This is a genomic window from Paraburkholderia hayleyella (assembly GCF_009455685.1).
Taxonomy (GTDB): domain Bacteria; phylum Pseudomonadota; class Gammaproteobacteria; order Burkholderiales; family Burkholderiaceae; genus Paraburkholderia; species Paraburkholderia hayleyella.
Genome location: NZ_QPES01000001.1, coordinates 2,147,654 through 2,166,867, shown reverse-complemented (window position 1 = coordinate 2,166,867; position 19,214 = coordinate 2,147,654). Strand labels below are relative to the sequence as shown.

General features: G+C 57.8%; 20 protein-coding genes and 2 tRNA genes. 2 read left to right on the top strand and 20 right to left on the bottom strand.

All coding sequences use genetic code 11. From position 1 onward, the window contains the following. Window position 1: 1 nt before the first annotated feature. The 14 genes from GH657_RS09665 to sctC are packed head-to-tail and all read right to left on the bottom strand — an operon-like array spanning window position 2 to window position 9,642. The gene (locus tag GH657_RS09665; protein WP_153100509.1) at window positions 2-745 is read right to left on the bottom strand and encodes an EscU/YscU/HrcU family type III secretion system export apparatus switch protein; all 744 of its coding nucleotides are present in this window, start codon (window positions 743-745) and stop codon (window positions 2-4) included. Further along, window positions 742-1,485: an EscT/YscT/HrcT family type III secretion system export apparatus protein gene (locus GH657_RS09660; protein ID WP_153100507.1), complete on the bottom strand. Its 744-nt coding sequence runs from the start codon at window positions 1,483-1,485 to the stop codon at window positions 742-744. The genes GH657_RS09665 and GH657_RS09660 overlap by 4 nt, the downstream gene beginning before the upstream one ends. After that, on the bottom strand, window positions 1,485-1,751 hold the full coding sequence (locus GH657_RS09655; RefSeq protein WP_153100505.1) for an EscS/YscS/HrcS family type III secretion system export apparatus protein: 267 nt from the start codon (window positions 1,749-1,751) through the stop codon (window positions 1,485-1,487). The genes GH657_RS09660 and GH657_RS09655 overlap by 1 nt, the downstream gene beginning before the upstream one ends. After that, window positions 1,748-2,422 (bottom strand): EscR/YscR/HrcR family type III secretion system export apparatus protein, encoded by a 675-nt coding sequence (locus GH657_RS09650; protein ID WP_153100503.1) that lies wholly within the window; start codon window positions 2,420-2,422, stop codon window positions 1,748-1,750. Before GH657_RS09650 ends, GH657_RS09655 begins: the two co-directional genes overlap by 4 nt. After that, the gene (locus GH657_RS09645) at window positions 2,419-3,429 is read right to left on the bottom strand and encodes a FliM/FliN family flagellar motor switch protein (RefSeq protein WP_153100502.1); all 1,011 of its coding nucleotides are present in this window, start codon (window positions 3,427-3,429) and stop codon (window positions 2,419-2,421) included. Before GH657_RS09645 ends, GH657_RS09650 begins: the two co-directional genes overlap by 4 nt. Beyond that, window positions 3,426-4,043, bottom strand: a complete 618-nt coding sequence (locus GH657_RS09640) for a FliH/SctL family protein (protein WP_153100500.1) — start codon at window positions 4,041-4,043, stop codon at window positions 3,426-3,428. Before GH657_RS09640 ends, GH657_RS09645 begins: the two co-directional genes overlap by 4 nt. Further along, window positions 4,040-4,672: a hypothetical protein gene (locus GH657_RS09635; RefSeq protein WP_153100499.1), complete on the bottom strand. Its 633-nt coding sequence runs from the start codon at window positions 4,670-4,672 to the stop codon at window positions 4,040-4,042. Before GH657_RS09635 ends, GH657_RS09640 begins: the two co-directional genes overlap by 4 nt. Beyond that, window positions 4,669-5,277, bottom strand: a complete 609-nt coding sequence (gene sctJ, locus GH657_RS09630; protein ID WP_174769925.1) for a type III secretion system inner membrane ring lipoprotein SctJ — start codon at window positions 5,275-5,277, stop codon at window positions 4,669-4,671. Before sctJ ends, GH657_RS09635 begins: the two co-directional genes overlap by 4 nt. Further along, window positions 5,274-5,597: a hypothetical protein gene (locus GH657_RS18025; RefSeq protein ID WP_174769924.1), complete on the bottom strand. Its 324-nt coding sequence runs from the start codon at window positions 5,595-5,597 to the stop codon at window positions 5,274-5,276. The genes sctJ and GH657_RS18025 overlap by 4 nt, the downstream gene beginning before the upstream one ends. After that, window positions 5,594-6,028: a tetratricopeptide repeat protein gene (locus GH657_RS09625; RefSeq protein WP_153100495.1), complete on the bottom strand. Its 435-nt coding sequence runs from the start codon at window positions 6,026-6,028 to the stop codon at window positions 5,594-5,596. The genes GH657_RS18025 and GH657_RS09625 overlap by 4 nt, the downstream gene beginning before the upstream one ends. A 48-nt stretch (window positions 6,029-6,076) precedes the next feature. Next, window positions 6,077-6,244, bottom strand: a complete 168-nt coding sequence (locus tag GH657_RS09620) for a hypothetical protein (RefSeq protein WP_153100493.1) — start codon at window positions 6,242-6,244, stop codon at window positions 6,077-6,079. Window positions 6,245-6,270: 26 nt separating this feature from the next. Continuing rightward, complete coding sequence (locus GH657_RS09615) at window positions 6,271-6,492, bottom strand: hypothetical protein (RefSeq protein WP_174769923.1); 222 nt, start codon at window positions 6,490-6,492, stop codon at window positions 6,271-6,273. Between the two features lie 10 nt (window positions 6,493-6,502). Beyond that, window positions 6,503-7,606, bottom strand: coding sequence for an FHA domain-containing protein (locus tag GH657_RS09610; RefSeq protein ID WP_153100489.1), 1,104 nt, complete (start codon window positions 7,604-7,606; stop codon window positions 6,503-6,505). After that, window positions 7,603-9,642 carry a type III secretion system outer membrane ring subunit SctC gene (gene sctC, locus GH657_RS09605; protein WP_153100487.1) on the bottom strand — a complete coding sequence of 680 codons (2,040 nt, stop codon included), beginning with the start codon at window positions 9,640-9,642 and terminating at the stop codon, window positions 7,603-7,605. Before sctC ends, GH657_RS09610 begins: the two co-directional genes overlap by 4 nt. 387 nt (window positions 9,643-10,029) lie before the next feature. On the opposite strand from sctC, the gene GH657_RS09600 reads away from it, so the two are divergent. Then, entirely contained in the window at window positions 10,030-11,148 is a 1,119-nt protein-coding gene (locus GH657_RS09600) for a DUF1521 domain-containing protein (protein WP_153100486.1), read from the top strand. A gap of 89 nt (window positions 11,149-11,237) precedes the next feature. Here the strand turns inward: GH657_RS09600 and GH657_RS09595 are convergent, their stop codons facing one another. The 3 genes from GH657_RS09595 to GH657_RS09585 all read right to left on the bottom strand — a co-directional run bounded on the left by GH657_RS09595 (window position 11,238) and on the right by GH657_RS09585 (window position 15,156). Further along, on the bottom strand, window positions 11,238-13,004 hold the full coding sequence (locus tag GH657_RS09595) for an AMP-binding protein (protein WP_153100484.1): 1,767 nt from the start codon (window positions 13,002-13,004) through the stop codon (window positions 11,238-11,240). Between the two features lie 267 nt (window positions 13,005-13,271). Further along, complete coding sequence (locus tag GH657_RS09590) at window positions 13,272-14,147, bottom strand: MaoC family dehydratase (RefSeq protein WP_246174043.1); 876 nt, start codon at window positions 14,145-14,147, stop codon at window positions 13,272-13,274. A 100-nt stretch (window positions 14,148-14,247) separates the two neighbouring features. Continuing rightward, complete coding sequence (locus tag GH657_RS09585) at window positions 14,248-15,156, bottom strand: TetR/AcrR family transcriptional regulator (protein ID WP_153100482.1); 909 nt, start codon at window positions 15,154-15,156, stop codon at window positions 14,248-14,250. Window positions 15,157-15,449: 293 nt separating this feature from the next. Between GH657_RS09585 and GH657_RS09580 the strand changes: the two genes are divergently transcribed. Then, window positions 15,450-15,821 (top strand): MAPEG family protein, encoded by a 372-nt coding sequence (locus GH657_RS09580; protein WP_153100481.1) that lies wholly within the window; start codon window positions 15,450-15,452, stop codon window positions 15,819-15,821. 833 nt (window positions 15,822-16,654) lie between these two features. On the opposite strand, the gene GH657_RS09575 is transcribed toward GH657_RS09580, so the two are convergent. The 3 genes from GH657_RS09575 to GH657_RS09565 all read right to left on the bottom strand — a co-directional run bounded on the left by GH657_RS09575 (window position 16,655) and on the right by GH657_RS09565 (window position 18,852). Beyond that, window positions 16,655-16,741: transfer RNA gene (locus GH657_RS09575), tRNA-Leu, on the bottom strand. A 404-nt stretch (window positions 16,742-17,145) separates the two neighbouring features. Continuing rightward, a tRNA-Leu gene (locus tag GH657_RS09570) sits at window positions 17,146-17,232 on the bottom strand. A gap of 105 nt (window positions 17,233-17,337) precedes the next feature. Next, window positions 17,338-18,852, bottom strand: a complete 1,515-nt coding sequence (locus GH657_RS09565) for a glycoside hydrolase family 130 protein (RefSeq protein ID WP_153100480.1) — start codon at window positions 18,850-18,852, stop codon at window positions 17,338-17,340. Between the last annotated feature and the right edge of the window lie 362 nt (window positions 18,853-19,214).

Sequence of the window (19,214 nt, the reverse complement as noted above, 5' to 3'; positions counted from 1 at the left end):
CTTACTTGAGGATTTGCCGATGGCGCGAACGTCGTTCGCTTTTGATGTAGGGGTCGCCGTCTTCGTCGCGCTGTTCGCGCTGAACTTCAGCGTGAGTCATGCGCAAACGGCGCAGCCAGAGCCGCTGGCGGCACATCAGGTCAACGAGCGATAGTCCAAGCTGCAAGCCCACGACCCAGTTCAGAAAGCTGCTGATGACTAATGCGATCAGGATGCTTTGTGCGATTACGGGGAGCTCGATCATCGCGCTTAACGCGCCGAAGTACTGCTTCAGCATGAGCGAGAGCACCGTGCTGAGAAAAACCAGTTGCAGCAGCATGCCGATCAGATCGACGAGCGAATCGATGCCGAAGATGCGCTGAAAACCCGAGACGGGATCGATCCGTTTGGGGTCTGGCGCCAGACGTTTCCACGCGAATGCCCCGCGGGTTTGCAGCAGTTCCGGCAAGATTGCAGCGCCAAGACAGATCAGCAGCACGACTCCCGTGATCTGGATGATGAGTGCGATGGCATGCCCCAGCGTGAACAGCACTTGTGGCCGGAACTCGCCGCTCAGGTTTTGCGATGTGATGACATTAATGAACTGGACCATGCGAGAAAGCACGTTTGTGGTAAGCACATGAATGGCAAGCAACCACAAAAATTGCGTCGCCGCAGTGCTGAACATCACGCTTTTGGCGATGTCGCCGTCGCGCTTGGCGGTACGTTTGCGCTTCTCGGTCGGTTGGAGAGTGCGATTGCTCATCGCAGGTCCAGGCTGGGTAGTAAAGTTTGCGCGACGCGCATCAGATGCGTAGCGATGGGTCCAAGGGTCAGTGCGAGCGATAGCGTCAGCAGCGCAACCTTGAGCGGTAAGGCAGTGATGAACGGATTCATCTGGCGTATCGAACGCGTTTGCATGACCACGGCAATTTCGACCAGCAACAGCATGCCGATCCACGGCGCAGCAAGGCCCAAACCATGCGCGAAATAACGGGGGAAATCGTGTTCGGCGTACTGACGCATCCAGCCGGTCAAGTTGCCATGCGAGCCGGGTGGCCAGATGACCCATGATTCGACGATCAGGCCAATTAGCAGGAAAAGGCCTGGCAAGGTGAACATGGTCAGTGCGGCGACATGGCTCAAAATCGTTTCGACAGGCGAGGATTCGCGGCTGAACAGCGGATCGAAGATGGACGCAATGGTGTAGCCCGATTGCTGGTCCAGTACGGCCCCCGCCGTTTGCGCGAGAACAAACGGCACGCTGGCAACGAGCCCAATCACAAAGCCCATCAGCGCTTCAATGGGGAGCGCCAGATACAGCGATGCGGGCGGTCCTGACAGGCCCGGCAGTAACGCGATCGCACCAATGAGCGGCAAACGTAACGCGAGCGCCGGCGAGGTGTTGGATGACAGCGGAATGACCGAAAGCGCGACGGCGGGGCGCACCATGCAAAACGCAAGGCCCTTGATCTGCTCGGCGAGCATGACGAGCGTGGTGTCCATCACAGATGATGGCCCGAAGTAATCAGTGCGAGTGCACGGTCCAGAACACGTGTCAGTTCGGCATGCATCCACGTCGCGGTGAATAGCAGGACGGCGCCCACCGCGAGAAACTTGATACCGTAGGCAATACTCTGATCCTGAATCTGTGTGACCGACTGCACGATGCCAACCACGACACCGACGAGTGCGGCTGTGCCCAATACCGGCAGAGACAGCCAGAACACCAGCAGGAAGGTGCTGGCGGCGAAAGCGATAAATTCGTTCATGGTGAGTTGGCGTAGCTCAGGATAAGACCGTGCATCAGGCGCGTGAGCCCTGACGACATGACGAACACCAGCAGCTTGACTGGAATGGACACAACCGTGGGTGAGAACATCGTCATCCCCATCGACATCAGGATGTTGGCAATGATCAGGTCGATTGCAACGAAGGCGATGAACAACAAAAAGCCGATCTCGAAGCCACTGGATACCTCGCTGATGACAAAAGCCGGAATTAGAACGGTGAGGCTGTTGCCCATTGGCGGCTGAATGTCAGGATTAATACCGCTGTGGTGACGAATGCGCTGCGCTGACGCGATGATGAAAGCGCGGTCACGTTCGGTGGTGTGCGTATACAGAAATTCAGTAATCGGTTCCTTGACGGCATTCACCAGATCAGTAGCGCGTGGCCATTGCTCCTGCTCCACCAGCGTCTCCACATCGAGACGATCGCCGATTTTCATGACGACCGGGCTCATCACCACGAGCGTTGCGGCGAGCGAAAGTCCTGCCAGCACAAGATTGCTTGGCGTTTGCTGGATACCCAGCGCTGAACGCAACAAGCTCAGGACAATAGAAAACTTGGTGAATGAGGTGGTCATGATGACGATCATCGGCAGCATGCCGAGCAGGAAAAAGCCGACGATCAGCGTATTGAAGCTATCCGGGCTAGTCATGGCGCCGGGCTCTCTTCCTGTGCGGCCCATGCGCCTTGATCTGCCAGCGTGCTGACGCGTACTCCTAGCAGGTCTCCTACCTGAACCAGATCACCTTTGGCAAACGGGATGCCTTGGCATAGCAAGGTGATGTTGCGGGCTTCAGCAGGGACCGGGACGGTCAGCACTGAGCCTGGACGCAACGACGCCAGCTCTCCAACGCTGAGCGTGATCGTGGCAATGACCGCATCGACGGCGAGGACAATAGCCTCGACAGGAGCCCAGCCTGGGGAAAACTGATTAACGGTTTGTGTCATGGATTCGGTAAGAACAAGTTGCTGCCGGTCCAGTTGGCCTGCAAGTACCAGCACACCTTCGTGGAGCGGAACGCGAATGGAAGGCCTCGAAGTCACGACAAGCACGTCGCCTGGCACGATTTGCCGCAGGCGGGCGATCTCAAGCGTGGGGCCAGCGAGACAGACCGGGACACGCACGTGACAGCGCAACAGGCTGGTGTGCCTGGCTGATGATGGGATGAGCATCAGGCCGTGTGCGAGCGCGGGACCTTCTATGGCGATATGCGCACGCTGGGCCGATTCGATCTGCATCACGTCAAAAGCACATGCCCCAGGCGATACAGCGGCCGCACGCTGGCAACGTTGCAACTGAATTTCGCTACCGCTTAGCGTTTCAAGTGCCTGAAGCCATTGGGCGAGGCCCGCAGCCACGCGTTCCAGAACCTGATCGGCGGTGTACTCCAGGATGGATGCCGAGAGTTCGGGCAGGCAGGCGCCGACGTCGAGATGCAGCACGAATGCAGCGTTTCCAAACGTGCCATAGAGCGTGATGGCATAAGTGTTGCAAGGACGGGTGACGCTGAAGAGGTAGTGCTGGCCGTTCACTACAAGCGGCGCATGACCGTAGGCCAGGAGCGCCCAGGCATTGAGGTAGCGTGCCTCATCAACGTGAATGCGTTCAAGTTCGCTCCACGGCTGTGGATACGATGCTTTGGGTGACTGATCGATCATGGCTTGGCACTATGCGCATCAATAGCACTTTGAACGCCATCGCAAAGTGCTTCGAGTTGCATCTCCAGGCTGGTATAGATGATCGAATCGTCAGCTTCGATGATGCAGGCGTCGGCTTCGAGTTGTGGGTTCTCGACCAGCGTTAGCAGCTCGATCCCCGTCTTTCTGTTCAGGGCCCGCAAGGTTTTACGGGCGCCTGGTAACGCTTGCTTCGAGACGTGAAGCGCAACCACCGGGTGCTTCTGTACCGTTTCCAGGGCGCGCCGAACCTGCGCATTGACGAGGCGTGTCTGGGAAAACCGGCCGATGATGTTGCGCGTCACCTGCACCACGGTAGACACCAGATCATGCTCAAGCGAACGATAGGTGAGCGCCGTGCGTGCGCTCACGCGGCCAAAATCTCGAGTCGCGGCCGCCACGCCAGCCTGATAGCCGCGAGCTCGTGCTTCCCGGTACAGCGTGCGCAATCTGGACTTTTGCTGGGACCGCTCACGATGGCTTTGCTCTTCGAGTGCGAGGCGCAACTCGTGCAGATGAAGCACGGTCTCGAAGTCGCGGCGGGAAACCAGCCCGTCCCCTGCGACGTGCCAGTCCATGAGTCGATAAATCATCATGTTGTTTTCCTTATCCAGTCGTACGAGAACGTGACTGCAGCGTGAACGGGTTCATCGGGCAGCGTGTTGACATTCATCGTTTCATTCAGTTGAGTGATTTCGGTTGCGAGCCGGAGTGCAACAAAAAAACCATGTGAAGCCTCATTCAATTGCCGTTGCAAACATCCGAGGCCTATCGCATCGAGCGTTTTGTGCTGACTCCAGTCGGGTGCCGGTAGCATTGTTCTGGCGCCGCGTGGGCTTTTGCCATGATTCGGGCCGGGCATGGCAAGCACCGCGCTGAACGCGCGCTCGCCAATGAGCCGCCGCGCGTCACGCATCGCAGTGCCGCTAATCGCGCGGCGCAGATGATCCCGGAGCAGGCACGCCGCGGTGAGGCGGCAAAGTTGCTCGAAGGCATTGCGCGAGAGTGTCAGCAAGCCGGCCATCGGCCTGGCATCGGAGGCCTGGCGTAATAGTGGATATCGCTGCATCAGCCAGAGGCTGGCCTGACGCAACTCTCGAGATCCGTTTGAACGATGGGGAATCCGGAATGCAGGCAGCCAGCTTTCATGGGCCCAGAGCGCTGGCAGCGCAGTGCAGCGCGGATAGCTCAGCGTGGGGTCATCGAGGTAGAAGATAGGGTTCATTGATGCCTCCCATGCTGGGTACCGATGCCAGGCAGTATCGGTGTGACGGGAATCAGTGCGAGGGCGACCTGCTCAGGTTTGAGACCCTCCACGCCGGCAGCGACCAGCGCGCGGATATCGCGCCGTCGGCTTTCGAGATTGACATCGCTCCGATAGCGGACCAGGACCGCGCACGAGGGAGCGGGCGACTGATTCGTCGTGGGATCTTTCTCGGGGATGACAACATGCACACGCGCCAGCAACACGCCATTTATTTGTTCTAGCGTATTCGACAGCTCCTGGCTTACGCCATACAGATAGCGCACGCGTTCTTCGGTTGGGCTGGAGATCAGGCCCTCCCGTTTGAACAGATCTCCCAGGCTGACGTAGGACGCATGCGGCAAATCGTAAGCGGTGATGATCTCCGCTGCCGTTTTGACATCGTCCGGGCGAACAGAGACGCTCCATTTCTGGCCGTCGCCGAGCGAGCGATGCGTCTCGATACCGAACTGTCCGAGCACCGTTTCGATCTGGGTGGCTTGCGCTTCGCTAAGCTGGGAAACGAGGGTATCCTGGCAGCCCATGAGTAGCGATGTGGCAAGAACTGACGTAAGAAGCCGGATCATGTGCGTTGCGTCAGCGTGTCGACGGCATGGGTGGCGGACTGCAGGGTTCGGGCACAGATCTGCACTTTCACCGAGACGTCGTTGCTTAACGCCTGAAGCGCGAGCATCTGTTGCACGGTGACAGGTGCGACGGCGCCTGAGGCGATGACCTTGTTCAGGTTCGTAGCGCTGGTTGCCAGGCTGTCGTCGTAACGTTCCCATAGTGTCTTGAGTGAGTCGTTGGGGCTGGCATTCATGCCTGTCTGGGCCGGTTGGACGGTGGCGATGGCACTTGCTTCTGGTACAAGCGGCATGGCGTAAGGAGAGAGTTCGAGGTTCATGCCGGCATACCTGTGATCAGCGCACGAGGTGCAAGTGTTTTTCTGCCGCCCGGTACGTGGACGTGTGAGGATTCAGCCAGGCTCATGAAGCGTCGTGCCATCTCGGCAGCTGCGTTATCGCCGCTTCTGATGGCGATGCGAAATGCTTCTATGGCGCTTGTATTGCGTTTCATCTTGAGTAAAGCGAAGCCTTTGCAGGCATGGGCGAGCGCGTAGTCCGGCGCAAGTCGTAGCGCACGGTTGCAGCGGCCCAGCGCATCGTCGTAGTCGGCCGTGTCGATGGCGAGCAAAGCGAGCGCCATGTGAGGGAAAATACGTTCGGGATACAAAATTTCCAACCGTGAAAAAAGATAGCGTGATTCGCTGTTCATCCGGCGCACTCGCGCCAGATGGCCGATCTGAATAATGTCGCTGAGCAGTTCATCGTTCATGATTCGTGTCCTGGCCGGACGCCCCGGAGTGGGACGCCCGGCGTGGGGTTAGCGGATGTTGTTCAGAATCTGCATCACCGTGTCATGCATGACCTGCATTTGCTTGGATTGCATGGCCGATTCCTCGGACATCTGGTTGAGTCTCTGTTGTTGTGCCATCGCATCATCCGGAGCCAAATTCCCACCGATGCTTCCCGCGTTGCCGATTGGATTCATGCTGGTTTCCTCAATAAAAAGGGCATTTAAATAATGCGGAGAGTCCGCTTCAGTATTCGCCGAGCAGCCCATAAACACTCGACAGAAATCATCGCCAGCCGTGCCTCGTCGCCGTTGAGCCGGGTAGCGCGGGCCGTGGCTCGGTCAGCTTCATTTTCGAGCCGCTGGATCAGCTCCATCAGGTAATCGACGCCGCCGTCGCCGAGCAGCTGTTTTTCGATTTCAAGGAGGCCGAGCTGGCCTAACATGCTTCGCTCTTCAGCCACAGGATGGCTCCTTTAAATGGGCCAGACGGATCTGGTAGCGCGCGAGTTCCTGATTGCGCAAGATGTCCGCGCTACAAGGGGAGAGCGCCATCACGACACCAATGGTGGTTTGTGCGCCGTTAAAAAAGGGTGCGCCGCTGCGATCGATCAGAAACCGCGCGTGCCGTGTTTGCAGCAGGTTCATGCCGGTGCTAAAAAGCGGTTGCGTGATGGTGGGTTCCGGCTCGCCCGCGGCGATGACGAAGCGAACCTGTTGCACGCCTGCGATTTCGCGCCTGGCCGCCCGCGCCAGCTGTCCCAGGTCGGGCTCAAGTGCGCGCGGCGATTGCGGTGCGGGTATTGACGTCACGATGAACGAGCCGGGTACGTCGTGCGTCACCGTGACATGGCGCAAATACTTTGCCGAGAATTCAGCCAGGTTTTGCTGGATGTCTTCGATAGCGAACACGCGGATGATGGGAGCCGGGCCATCGGCCCATGCACGCACCGTAAGCTGGGAGAGCTGGCTCTGGGTCTCGACGTAACCGCTATACATCCGGTTTCCGGAAGCCGCATCCACGGTGTTGACAACATTGGGAAAAAGACGCTGCAAACTGGTTTGGGCAGGCCGATTCGGCACGGGTAATGAGGTTTGCGCGAGCCAGATACCCGCGGCTAGCACAAGCACACCCAAGCCGATCGCACGTGGGTCTCGCAGCGCGCGCCGGCTGAGCCTGAGCAGCATCTTCGTGCGGGCATACCGCCCGAGAAACGTCCGTTCGGCCTGGCGCACCATGGCTGGTGAACAGGGTTCGCCGCCGGTAGTTTGCAACTGCACCCGATGGAGTGAGATCAGGCTTCCGGTGGGAAGCTCGTAGACCTGATTCACTTGTACCGCGAGCCCAAAAATTTTCACATCGGCATTCAGTGCGCGCAAACGAATCACGTTGTCGCTGCAATCCAGTTCGACATGGAGCGCGTCAATGCCGTCGTCAGTGAGCATGATGGTGGCATCCGCGCCGCTGCCGATCAGCACTTTGCCGTCTTGCGGCAGTGCGGCTTGCGCGCCTGCGTGATGGCCTGAGAGCACCTGGAGAAACTGCGGGCCTTGGCTCATGGCTGACCTCCAGGCGTGCGGCGGGCTCCGGCTGGCGCAAGCCAGCGGTTATGAGCCGAGCGTTCGGCACGCGGCGCAGCTTGCAGCGCGCGCACGATATCGTCGTCCTGGCGCGGTGACGCGGGCATTGCCGTGGGTATTGCTGCTGGCGTTGCCGTGGGTATCGCTGCGGGCATTGCCATGGGTGTTGCTGCGGGCATTGCTGCGGGCATTGCTGCCGGTATTGCCATGGGCATTGCCGTGGATGCGTTATCGTCCTCAAGGTACGGCTGGGGTAGCGAAGGAGGCGTGAGCTGGCGCGCTGCATCGCGGAGGGCTTCGGATGCATCAGCCGTTTGCGCAGCTTGCTGCAACGTGTTGATGTCGAGGCGCGGTGTGATGATGAAGAGCCGCTCGAAACGGTTCTTCAAGCCACTCCGGCTCCGAAAAAGACCGCCGATATAAGGGATGCTGCGTAATACCGGAATACCTGATTCGCCGGATTGTTCGAGTTCGTACTGATAGCCACCGATGATCAGGCTTTCGCCATTCCTGACGAAGGCCTGGGTAGCGATATGGTGCTTGCGCACGGCAGGAATGTTATCGACCTGGTCGTTACGGTCGAAGTTGCCATCATCAATTTCGATGTTCAGGCGAACCCGGCGCGTGGTGCCTTCGTCGGGCAAGATGAACGGAGTGACGAGCAGACGCAGCCCGGCATCGACTTCGTACAGGTTCGTCGAATGATCGCCCGCCACGCGGACATGCACCGAGTTCGACATACCGAGAATCGCTTGCTGATTGTTCAGCGTCAGGATGCGTGGCCGCGAGAGGATGCGAGCCTTGCCTGCCTGGGCGAGTGCCTTGATCCTGGCGAAAAAAAAGTTCGCGCTATTGCCAATTAATGTGGCGATGGCAAATGTCCCGGGCATGCCACCGTTTAACGGCGAGGAGCCGGGAGGATTGCGCAGGCCGCCGCCGTTATGTCCGGCCTTGAATTGCCAGTCGACACCGAGCTCATCAATCGAATTTGCGGACAGGTCGAGGACGGTTGCGTCGATTTGTACCAGGTCTTGCGGTTTGTCCAGCGCGGCGATGGCATGGGCATAGGCCGGCATCATCGACGGCAGGTCGTGGACGACGACCGAATTGGTCCGGATATCAGCCGTGATGTTCATGCCATCCCAGCTTGTACGGGTTTCGCCTGGCATGGCGAGCGGCGGCAAGGGCTGTGGCACAGGAATGCTTGCCTGGTTGTTGCCAGTGAGCGAGGCGAGCGTAGGCAAGGGCGGCACGCTGGTCGCAACGGGTTGCAGCACGCCGGGTCTGCGCGAGTACAGAAAACGGGAGCGTCCCATCAGTTCGCGCAAGGTGGTGGCAACGCCCGGAATGAACTGTTCGCGGTTGCCGACGAGCAATGTGGTGTCTTGTGCCTGCGCATATTTCAGGGGAAAGACTTCGATCGTTGCATCGTCGCCTGAGTTGCGCTGCAGTTGTGCGCTGCGTTCCGTGGCGATGGCCGCGGCAATCGTGTCTACGTAGCGTGACGGGCCCGACACCAGCAACGCGTTATTCGATTGCCGTAGCGGAAAACGCTTGTCGAGCAAATTGAGCCGGGACAGCAAGGCAAGGGCCGCTGCGGGCCGCATCGGCGAAGTGTCGAGCGATTGCGTGCGCATGTCGGCGCTAGTCGAAATGCTCATCACTGAGCCGTCGTAGTACCAGACGAGGCCATATGCATCGACAAGCTGAAGGAAAATCTTCTTTGCCGAATCATGAAAGATCCCATTGACCCGGCCTTTGACTTCGGGACGTACCGTGACGATCATGCCCTCGGCATTGAATAACTGCCGTAGTAGTTCAGGTAATGGTGTGTTTTGCGCATCGTATTGAAGCGGACGTGAACTCCATACAGGTTCCACTGCCGTTGCGGTATTGGAGGAAAAAATAATGAATAGCGCAAAAAAATACGGCATACCCCGATGACTCGGCGTGCTTTGACGTAATTCGCGGCGGGCGCCGCGAATCGAAACCGGGATTGGGAAAATTCTGGACATAAACGGCGGGCTCGTAATCGGTGAGGTGAAATTTAATCCCCGTTCTAACCCGCTTGTATTACATTAATATCGAGATAAGGCACAGAAATCGCAAATAAAGAAGTCATGGAGTGGTGCACTATATGAAGAGCATCCACATGCGCGGAAAAACTTTAAATTGTGTTTCAGGCGGTTTACTGCGAAGAGAAAGAAAAAACGGGGCGAGTGTGCGGAAGATTCCTCAGGAACGTAGCGGGCGTGTGGGAAATTTTTGGGTGTAGAAATAATTACGACATCCAATGTTACGGCGGATTTAATCTTGATTTACCCGATCACGATTCAGTATTTTCATGATCTGGTGTATCTGGTATTTCAGTCAACCATTGCACTGATATAGAGAAATCGATTATGCAATCTTCCGCCAGTTTTAATTTTTCTAATCTTCCTGCTTTATTTGCACAATATCTTCCAGCACCCTCGCCACGTTCCCGTTTTTCTGACAACCGGGCACAACGCACAGCTACATCACAGATGTCGTCTCCGCGTTATGGTTCAGAATCTCGTTTTGCTTCCATGTTCTCCCGCAAGAATGGTCTCGGCGGTTTTTTCTCCGGCAGGGAAAATCGTTCAGACGACAGTTTTGGTTATGTTCCAGGTTTTTCCAGCCGAAGGAATGGTTCAGACGACAGCTTGGGTTACGTTCCAGGTTTCTCAGACCGGAATAATCATTCAGACGACAGCTTTGGTTACATCCCTGGGAGGCCTTCGTCAGGTTACGGCCGTTTTTCTAATTCGAGGGGCAGCATGTTTGCCGCGATTTTCGGTGGCCATTCGCAGTATTCAGGTGGCGGCAGCAACATGCAGTCCAGCTGGTTCGCGGGAATTTTTGGCTCAAGTTCCAGAAATCGCCCGGGCCACGGCGACAGGGATGACTGGCATAAGGACAAGTGCGACAAGGACCGGTGGGACAAGGACCGGTGCGACAAGGACCGGTGGGATAAAGACGATTGTTCCGATCGCCCAAAACGTTGGAGCGCATCGGAAGTCAAGGATGGCAAGGGACAAATCGATCTGGGAAGCAACGTGTTGAAGTTTGACGAGAAAGATTCGTCGATGAAGCTCGAGAACAAACAAACGGGACAGACTACGTCGGTATGGGGTGATCCGCATCTCAAGTTGCCGGCATCCCAGGGCGGTAAGGACATGATGTTTCGTGGCCCGCTGACGTTCCGGCTGGATGATAAAACCCGGATCACGCTCCAGACTGAGCAGGCCAAAAACAACCCTAATGTGACTTATACCGACAAGGTTACGGTGACGCGTGGCAACCAGGCGTATGTCGTCAACGGGTTGAGTGAGCAGAAAAAAGGTGACCTGACGATCGAGCGCAAACATAACGGCCGTGAGCTAAGCAAGACGACACCGACTGGTTATGAGCTTCGGGAAAAACAGGATGGTTCGGGCTGGATCAGCACCGATACCGGACGCGCACCCACGCAGGAGGATCTGAAACGCGCAAATGCATAGCACGGGCTACAACAGTAACAGTAGCGAAGTTAAACGCATGCCGCGCTAACCCTGCGGCATGATTTTCCGGGAGGAGGTGCCGTACCAGCCTAGGCCTCCTCCTCTTTTTGCCTGGCCAGTTCTGCGTCACGCAACTCGCGGCGCAAGATTTTTCCCACGTTGCTTTGTGGTAGGGCATCACGAAATTCAACCGCCTTCGGCACCTTGTAGCCGGTCAGATGGCGGCGGCAATGCTGAATGATCTGCTCCGCGCTCAGCGCGGGATTGCGCGCGACGATAAACACTTTCACCCGCTCGCCTTGCGCGACGTCGGGAATCCCGATGGCGGCGACTTCACGCACCTCGGGGTGCATCGCAATCACGTCTTCGATTTCGTTCGGATAGACGTTGAAACCCGATACCAGAATCATGTCTTTCTTGCGGTCGATCAGGCGAATGAAGCCGAACGAATTCATTACGCCGATATCGCCGGTGGCCATCCAGCCTTCTTCGTCGAAGACCCGGGCAGTCTCATCCGGACGGTTCCAGTAGCCTTTCATGACTTGCGGCCCTTTGACACACAGCTCGCCTGGCTCGCCAACGTTCGCCCAGGCGCCGTTGTCCTTGCGCAAACGCACGGCTGTGGAGGGTGCGGGTAACCCGATTGAGCTGTCGAAATCATGCTGGCGTGCAACGCCAATGGGGTTCATCGTGACGATGGGCGAGCATTCGGTGAGGCCGTAGCCTTCCACGATCGACTGGCCGGTGACCGCCTTGAAGCGTTCCGCTACGGCCTTTTGCATCGCCATGCCGCCCGCCATCGCCAGCTTCAGGTTTGAAAAATCGCGCCGGCAAAATTCTTCGTTATCCAGAAAGGCGTTGTATAGCGTGTTGACCGCAGTGATGCAGGTGAATTTTTCGTGGCGAATGATTTTCATCACGCGTTTTGTGTCACGCGGATTGGCGATGAGAATGTTGCGCCCGCCAAGCCCCATGAAGATCAATGCGTTCACCGTCAACGAATAGATGTGGTAGAGCGGTAGCGGTGTCAGGACTGTTTCGACTTCGCCTTGCAACTGTTTTGCGGACCATGCCTTGGCTTGCAGCAGGTTGGCGATGATATTGCCGTGACTGAGCATCGCGCCCTTGGCCACCCCGGTGGTGCCGCCGGTGTATTGCAGGAACGCAATGTCCTGATGAGCGAGGCGCACCGGCGCGAGCGGCAACGTATAGCCTGTGGCGAGCGCATCCAGTAGCCGCACGGCCTCTGGCAGATGGTAGGCGGGCACCATCTTTTTCACGTGCCTGAGTATGAAGTTCAGAAAGCGGCCCTTGAGATTCAGGCCATCTCCGAGCAGATCGCCGAGCGCTGTCACGATCACGTTTTGCACGCGTGTGCCGGGCAGTGCGTCTTCGACCGTTTTGGCGAAATTTTCGAACACGATGAGCGTTTGCGCCCCGCTGTCCTTGAGCTGGTGCGCGAGCTCGCGCACGGTGTAAAGCGGGTTGACGTTCACCACGATGGCGCCCGCCTTGAGCACGCCAAACAGGGCGACGGGATACTGAAACGAATTGGGCAGCATGACCGCGACGCGTTCGCCAGGCTTGACGCCAATGCTTTGCAGGTAAGCGGCGAAGGCACAGGCTTTGCGTGCCAGTTCACCATAGCTCAGGCTGGCGCCGATACTGACGTAGGCAATGCGTTCGCTGAACTGCGTGGTGCATGCATCGAAGAAATGCGCCAATGACGTGTATTGCGTGACATCAATGTCATGTGCGACTCCGGCAGGATACGAGTCGTACCAAAGGCCATCGGTGTTTGGCGCGGCGTTGCCGGTTGTCGGCTCGTCTGGCTGTGGCAGGGATGGACTATTCATGAGGGTCTCCTGAAGCGGGTTTTGCGCCTGCCAGTCATGACGCGTGCTAGTCATGACGCGTGCTGTTTGCGCGCTTTTGCGTGCTTTTGCGTGATGGCATGCCGCATGCTGTTACGCGGGGTTGTCGCTGGGTCTGAATCATGGCACGAATTTTTACATTCACGGTGATTCGTTATGCCTGACGCATGCTTCAAACCTTTGCTTCACCGCACTGCCTCATGGTTTAGCGTGATGTTTTTGCCTCGGGCTCAAGGCCTGGTCCCTGAGTTATGCCGGGACGGTATACAGACGGCCACGCAGATGGGGTTTGCTGCCTGCCGCATCGCGCACTTCGAATTCATGCTGGGCGAAAGCAGGGCGAGCGCGCCAGAGTGTGGCTGTGCCGGGCAGCAGCAAGGGCAGTTTGAATTCGGCGTCGACGCTGGCTTGTTCAAGCCGCTGATTGGGCTGGAGTGCGGCAATCGTGCGTGCGAGGGTCCACATGCCATGAGCGATCGCATGAGGAAAGCCGAAGGCTTTCGCCGATAGCGTACTGAGATGAATCGGGTTGTAGTCGCCCGAAACATGAGCGTAATCGCGTCCGAGATGCGCGGGGAGCGTCCAGCGTTGCGCTTGCGTCAAGGCTTCGCGCTCAAACCGGGGTAGGGCCATTGCGGGTGGCGCTGTGCCAGAGGACGCCGCACCGCGCCGCAGATAGAGACTTTCGCTGTCCCACACCATGGCGCCTTGCCGGTACAGGCGTGAATGCATGACAAACGCCTGGCCTTTGGCATGCGGCAGCAGCGCGCCGCACTCGACTTCCACGCGTACGATCTCGCCACTTGTGAGCGGCTGGTGTTGGCGTACGTGATTGGCCAAATGCACGAGCCCGAGCGCGGGCCACGGAAAAGCGGGGTCGGTCAGCAGCAGCATTTGCAGCGGAAAAGCCAGCAAATGTGGGAATGTCAGCGGCAGGCCTTGTTGTGGGACAAAGCCGCAAATGCGGCTGTAACGCGCAAGCAAAACCGGATCGAGCAGGGCAGCCGGGCGCACGAGGCACTGGCTTGGCAGGTGGCTTGGGCGGCCGCGCTTGAAGAGTCCCGATAGCGTGCGTGCATATAGCAACGGCGCGCCTGGCGCGGAATTGATGAGAACCGTAGGCACGTAGAAATTCCGTTCAGAATCGAGAGTGGGCGAGGGGGGTGTACGGGGCTGCCGCGCGCCATCATGCACCACACAGCACCTCGCCGTGCTACGACTTAATTCAATTTGGGCGGAAGGCGCGGTTTCTGATGACCGGTGCGAAACGATGCGCGGAATGCCGGACAGGATCGATGGCGCGTACAACCAGTTGCTCGGCCATGCTGCAGATGTGCCGTGTCCGATGACGTGGTGTTACCGGCGCTGGCGTGAGCGGGCGGGAAGCATCGGGCGTGTCTGGCACGATCGGCGCATGGATGCTGGCGTCTTCTGCTGCATCGCCGAGGAGCGCCATGAATGAGGACAGGCGGCTGGCATTGGGCAACGGTGCTTCGAGCGAAGCAACCATGAGCGAGGCGAGGCGTGCGACCCGTTGCAGGTCGCCCAGGGTATCGCCGGAGGCGAACCTCGAAAGCAGCGCATCGGAACTGGCATCCGCCAGTACCCCGGAAAGCGCGCCGATCGCAAAATGCAACCGCCATCCTAGCTCTTCGCGTGGCAAATGCGGCAGCGCTTGCTGGAAGGCGGCGAAGAAACGTTCAGCGGTCGTGTCGTAATGCGTGGCGAGAAAATCGCGGATAAAGGCCGAGGGATCGGAATAGGCTCGCCCCAGCAAGCGCAAAAATGCCTTGCCGCCCTGTTGTGGATCACGCGCCTGGCGCAGCGCGGGAATGAACATCGCGCCCAGCACCTGTTCACAGGTGGGCGGTGTGGCGGCAGCGCCCGTGATCCGTTGCAGCAGGATCAGGCGTTGCTGGTTGAGTGGATCGAGGCGACCTGACAGCATCTCGTGCATCAGGGCTTCCTTGCTGCCAAAGTGGTAATTCACGGCGGCCAGATTGACTTCAGCGTGCGAAGTGATCTGCCTGAGCGACATCGCGTCGTAGCCGTTTTCGATGAAAAGTGCTTCGGTGGCATCGAGTATCCGTGCCCGGGTATCGCTGGATGAGCGGCGAGTGCTGCGAATGGCCATGTTGCGTCTCCCAATGCCGGTGACCCGGCCGCAATTTATGTATTTGAAACAGGCGTTTCGCAGGATAAAAAGGTTCATGCTGAACCGGCAAGCACGCGATGTGGGTAATGCCCTCTAAACTGGGTGCGTGTTTTTGGGCTGGTACAGGTTATTAGCTGTTGATTAAACGAAAATATCAGGCAGCGCGCATAAGTGGCGTAACGGGCTGGTACCGGAGCGTGCCTCACCGGATGGCCGGCATCGGAGGCATCAGGTAATGTCTGGCGTCTGGCCCAATTTCTGGAGACTTGTCGATGACTCTGCTTCACGTGTGCCTGCTGATTGTGGCGCTACTTCCTTTGCCGTGGACGCTGATCGCCAAGCTGGGTAGCCGTTACGATAATCACACGCCACGGGCCTCGCTGGCGGCACTGGACGGTTGGCGGGCACGGGCCCATGCGGCGCACCAGAATGCCTGGGAAGCGCTGGCGCTTTTTACGGCGGCGGTGGTGGTGGCCGGGCAGGCGGGTCCGAATGCCTGGGTCGATGGGCTGGCGCTGACGTTTGTCATTACGCGTGTGTTACATGGCGTGTTTTATCTGCTTGACTGGGCGTTATTGCGTTCGCTGATCTGGTTCGTCGGCCTGGTGTGTGCGGTTGCGCTGTTTTTTGCTGGAGGGGGGTGAGCGGCCGCGCTTGCAGGCGCTTTGCTTCCTGGGGCTGAAAATGGAAAAAGGCCGGCATTTGCCGACCTTTTTTAAAACCTGGTGCCCAGGAGAGGACTCGGTCACACAGGCGCGACCCCGGCAGCGCTTGCAAGCGCTGCCTTTCGAGACCTCCCGCAAAGCGCGCAGGCGCTTTGCTTCCTGGGCCTGAAAATGGAAAAAGGCAGGCATTTGCCGACCTTTTTAAAACCTGGTGCCCAGGAGAGGACTCGGTCACACAGGCGCGACCCCGGCAGCGCTTGCAAGCGCTGCCTTTCGAGACCTCCCGCAAAGCGCGCAGGCGCTTTGCTTCCTGGGCCTGAAAATGGAAAAGGCCGGCAAATGCCGACCTTTTTAAAACCTGGTGCCCAGGAGAGGACTCGGTCACACAGGCGCGACCCCGGCAGCGCTTGCAAGCGCTGCCTTTCGAGACCTCCCGCAAAGCGCGCAGGCGCTTTGCTTCCTGGGCCTGAAAATGGAAAAGGCCGGCAAATGCCGACCTTTTTTAAAACCTGGTGCCCAGGAGAGGACTCGGTCACACAGGCGCGACCCCGGCAGCGCTTGCAAGCGCTGCCTTTCGAGACCTCCCGCAAAGCGCGCAGGCGCTTTGCTTCCTGGGCCTGAAAATGGAAAAAGGCAGGCATTTGCCGACCTTTTTAAAACCTGGTGCCCAGGAGAGGACTCGGTCACACAGGCGCGACCCCGGCAGCGCTTGCAAGCGCTGCCCTTCGAGACCTCCCGCAAAGCGCGCAGGCGCTTTGCTTCCTGGGGCTGAAAATGGAAAAAGGCCGGCAAATGCCGACCTTTTTAAAACCTGGTGCCCAGGAGAGGACTCGAACCTCCACGGAGTTGCCTCCGCTAGCACCTGAAGCTAGTGCGTCTACCAATTCCGCCACCTGGGCACTTCTTAATGCAGACCGCTATTCTAGCGAGGCTTTGCTTTATGTCAATGAGAAAGTTTTTAAAATGGAAAAAGGCAGGCATTTGCCGACCTTTTTAAAACCTGGTGCCCAGGAGAGGACTCGGTCACACAGGCGCGACCCCGGCAGCGCTTGCAAGCGCTGCCTTTCGAGACCTCCCGCAAAGCGCGCAGGCGCTTTGCTTCCTGGGCCTGAAAATGGAAAAAGGCCGGCAAATGCCGACCTTTTTAAAACCTGGTGCCCAGGAGAGGACTCGGTCACACAGGCGCGACCCCGGCAGCGCTTGCAAGCGCTGCCTTTCGAGACCTCCCGCAAAGCGCGCAGGCGCTTTGCTTCCTGGGCCTGAAAATGGAAAAAGGCCGGCAAATGCCGACCTTTTTAAAACCTGGTGCCCAGGAGAGGACTCGAACCTCCACGGAGTTGCCTCCGCTAGCACCTGAAGCTAGTGCGTCTACCAATTCCGCCACCTGGGCCAAGTGTCTTACTTTCTTGTTGTTTCTTGCGAGCAACAAAGAACGCTATTATAACGGCCGATTAATAGGTGTCAAGCGGGTGTCAAGCATCTGGATGGCTGCTTGTTACTGAAAACGAATGGTCTGGATCATGAATGACAGGCGCCGTATGTCAGGGCTCAGTCCGGCCTGGGCTGGAACAAATGACCGGCTCGCGCGGATTTCGACCTCGGCAAAACGGGATGTGCCCAGCGCCGGAGCAACCTGGCTCCACGGCGCAGATAATTGAACGGTGTCGTCGTGGCTGTAGTCGTGAGATGCCACCTTCTTGCCATTAACCCATAACGTGAGCGTGACCTTGCCCGGCGTTTTTAAGGCCCTGGAGATCATTGTTGCGGGTATCCAGCCTGTCACCGTCAGGCTCTTGTTTTGCCGAGCCTTGTCAACTACGAGCGTGGCGTGCGTCTGTGGGCCTACCCAGGCTTGACGCTTGCCTGGTTCACCTTCGATGGCGAAGGAGCCACGCAGCACATCCGTGGACCGTACCGTGGTTTTCGACCAGTCAGCATTGGCATCGAATTCGCTAGCATTGCGCCCGTGGGTTAAATCGAGCGTGGCCAGACCTATCTGGCCGTTCAGATTTTGGCCAGGATGAGGCTTGTCTCCGCCACCGAACCAGACTTGCCATTTGCCCGGCGAGTTTTCCAGAAGGGTGGTATCGCATACGACTTTAGAGGCCCAAGATGGAAGCTGTTTTTGTGCAATCAGGCCCGTGACGGACATTTTTTTCCAGTGGATGCCATCAGTCGATATCGCGTATCCAATATTGCGCTGCTCGTTTTTGTCGCGGCCCGTGTAGAGCATGTAGAAGTAGGGGGGCGTATAAGCCACGCTGGGTTCGCCGAGGCCGTTCTCGTCGAAGGTCCCATAGGCCCCCACATCAAGAACCGGATTCGCGGAGGAGCGCTGCCATGTAATGCCGTCTTGCGACCGGGCAACGCCCAGGCGCTGGATCGCGGTGTGGTTTTGGCCGAGATAGTAGAGGTAAAGATAACCGTTACGGGCGATAACGTAAGGATCGCCGACGGCGCTATCTTCCCAGCTGTCCGCTTCTCCTGCGGTAAGAACGGGCTTGGGTTGCTTGATAAAACGTATGCCGTCTCGGGAGGTTGCCAAACCAATGGCCGTATGCCCTTTTCTGTCAACACCCTGATAGAAGTAAAGAATCTTGCCTTTCCATTCGATGGCCGCGCCATTTGCCGAGATATACGAAACATCCCAGTTTTTGGGTGATGGGGAAAGGATCGGATTGCCCTTGTATTTTTCCCACTGGATACCATCGATGGAGGTTGCTAGCCCCGTGTGCCAGATCTTGCCGTCATAACCGGAGTAATAGTTATATAGCTTGCCGTTAAAGCGTATGACTGATGGATTTAATACGTCGATGGCATCCCATTGTCCAGGTTTGCCCCGTTCCAGTACAGGTTTGGGGCTGGCCAGATTTAATTCGATTGCAACCGGGGCTGGCTGGTCGAACGACGGTGCCAGTGAAAATGTCGTGGTGGTTTGCCTGGCGTGAAGTGCAGCCGAAAACAAAAACAATAACGTGAGTGCGGCAAAGCGGAGCCTCTGATTTTTCATTGGAAGATCTCGTATGTGATTTCGGACGAATACTGCCCTATGTCCTGGCCGGAGAGTGATGATTTTTTGCTTGAATCTGTTCTGGCTGTTTTTGCTGTTCTATGCGGAATGTTCAATTGACAAGGGCGATAAAGCCATCTTCAGGCGCTGCCCGCAAACCCGTACAGACCGGCCGCGCCGCCTGTAGCGGATGTTAGAATGCCCCGCAGCAGTTCTTTGGCACGATGGCATTGGCCCGGTTTTGTCCTCTGAACGCGCTGCACCCGGGTGGCGGGTTTCAATTGCGCTTTCTTTTCCGCTTTTCTTTCTATTGTCATCGCACGTGCAGCAACGCTACGTCAGCGTCCTGGCCGACGTCCCAC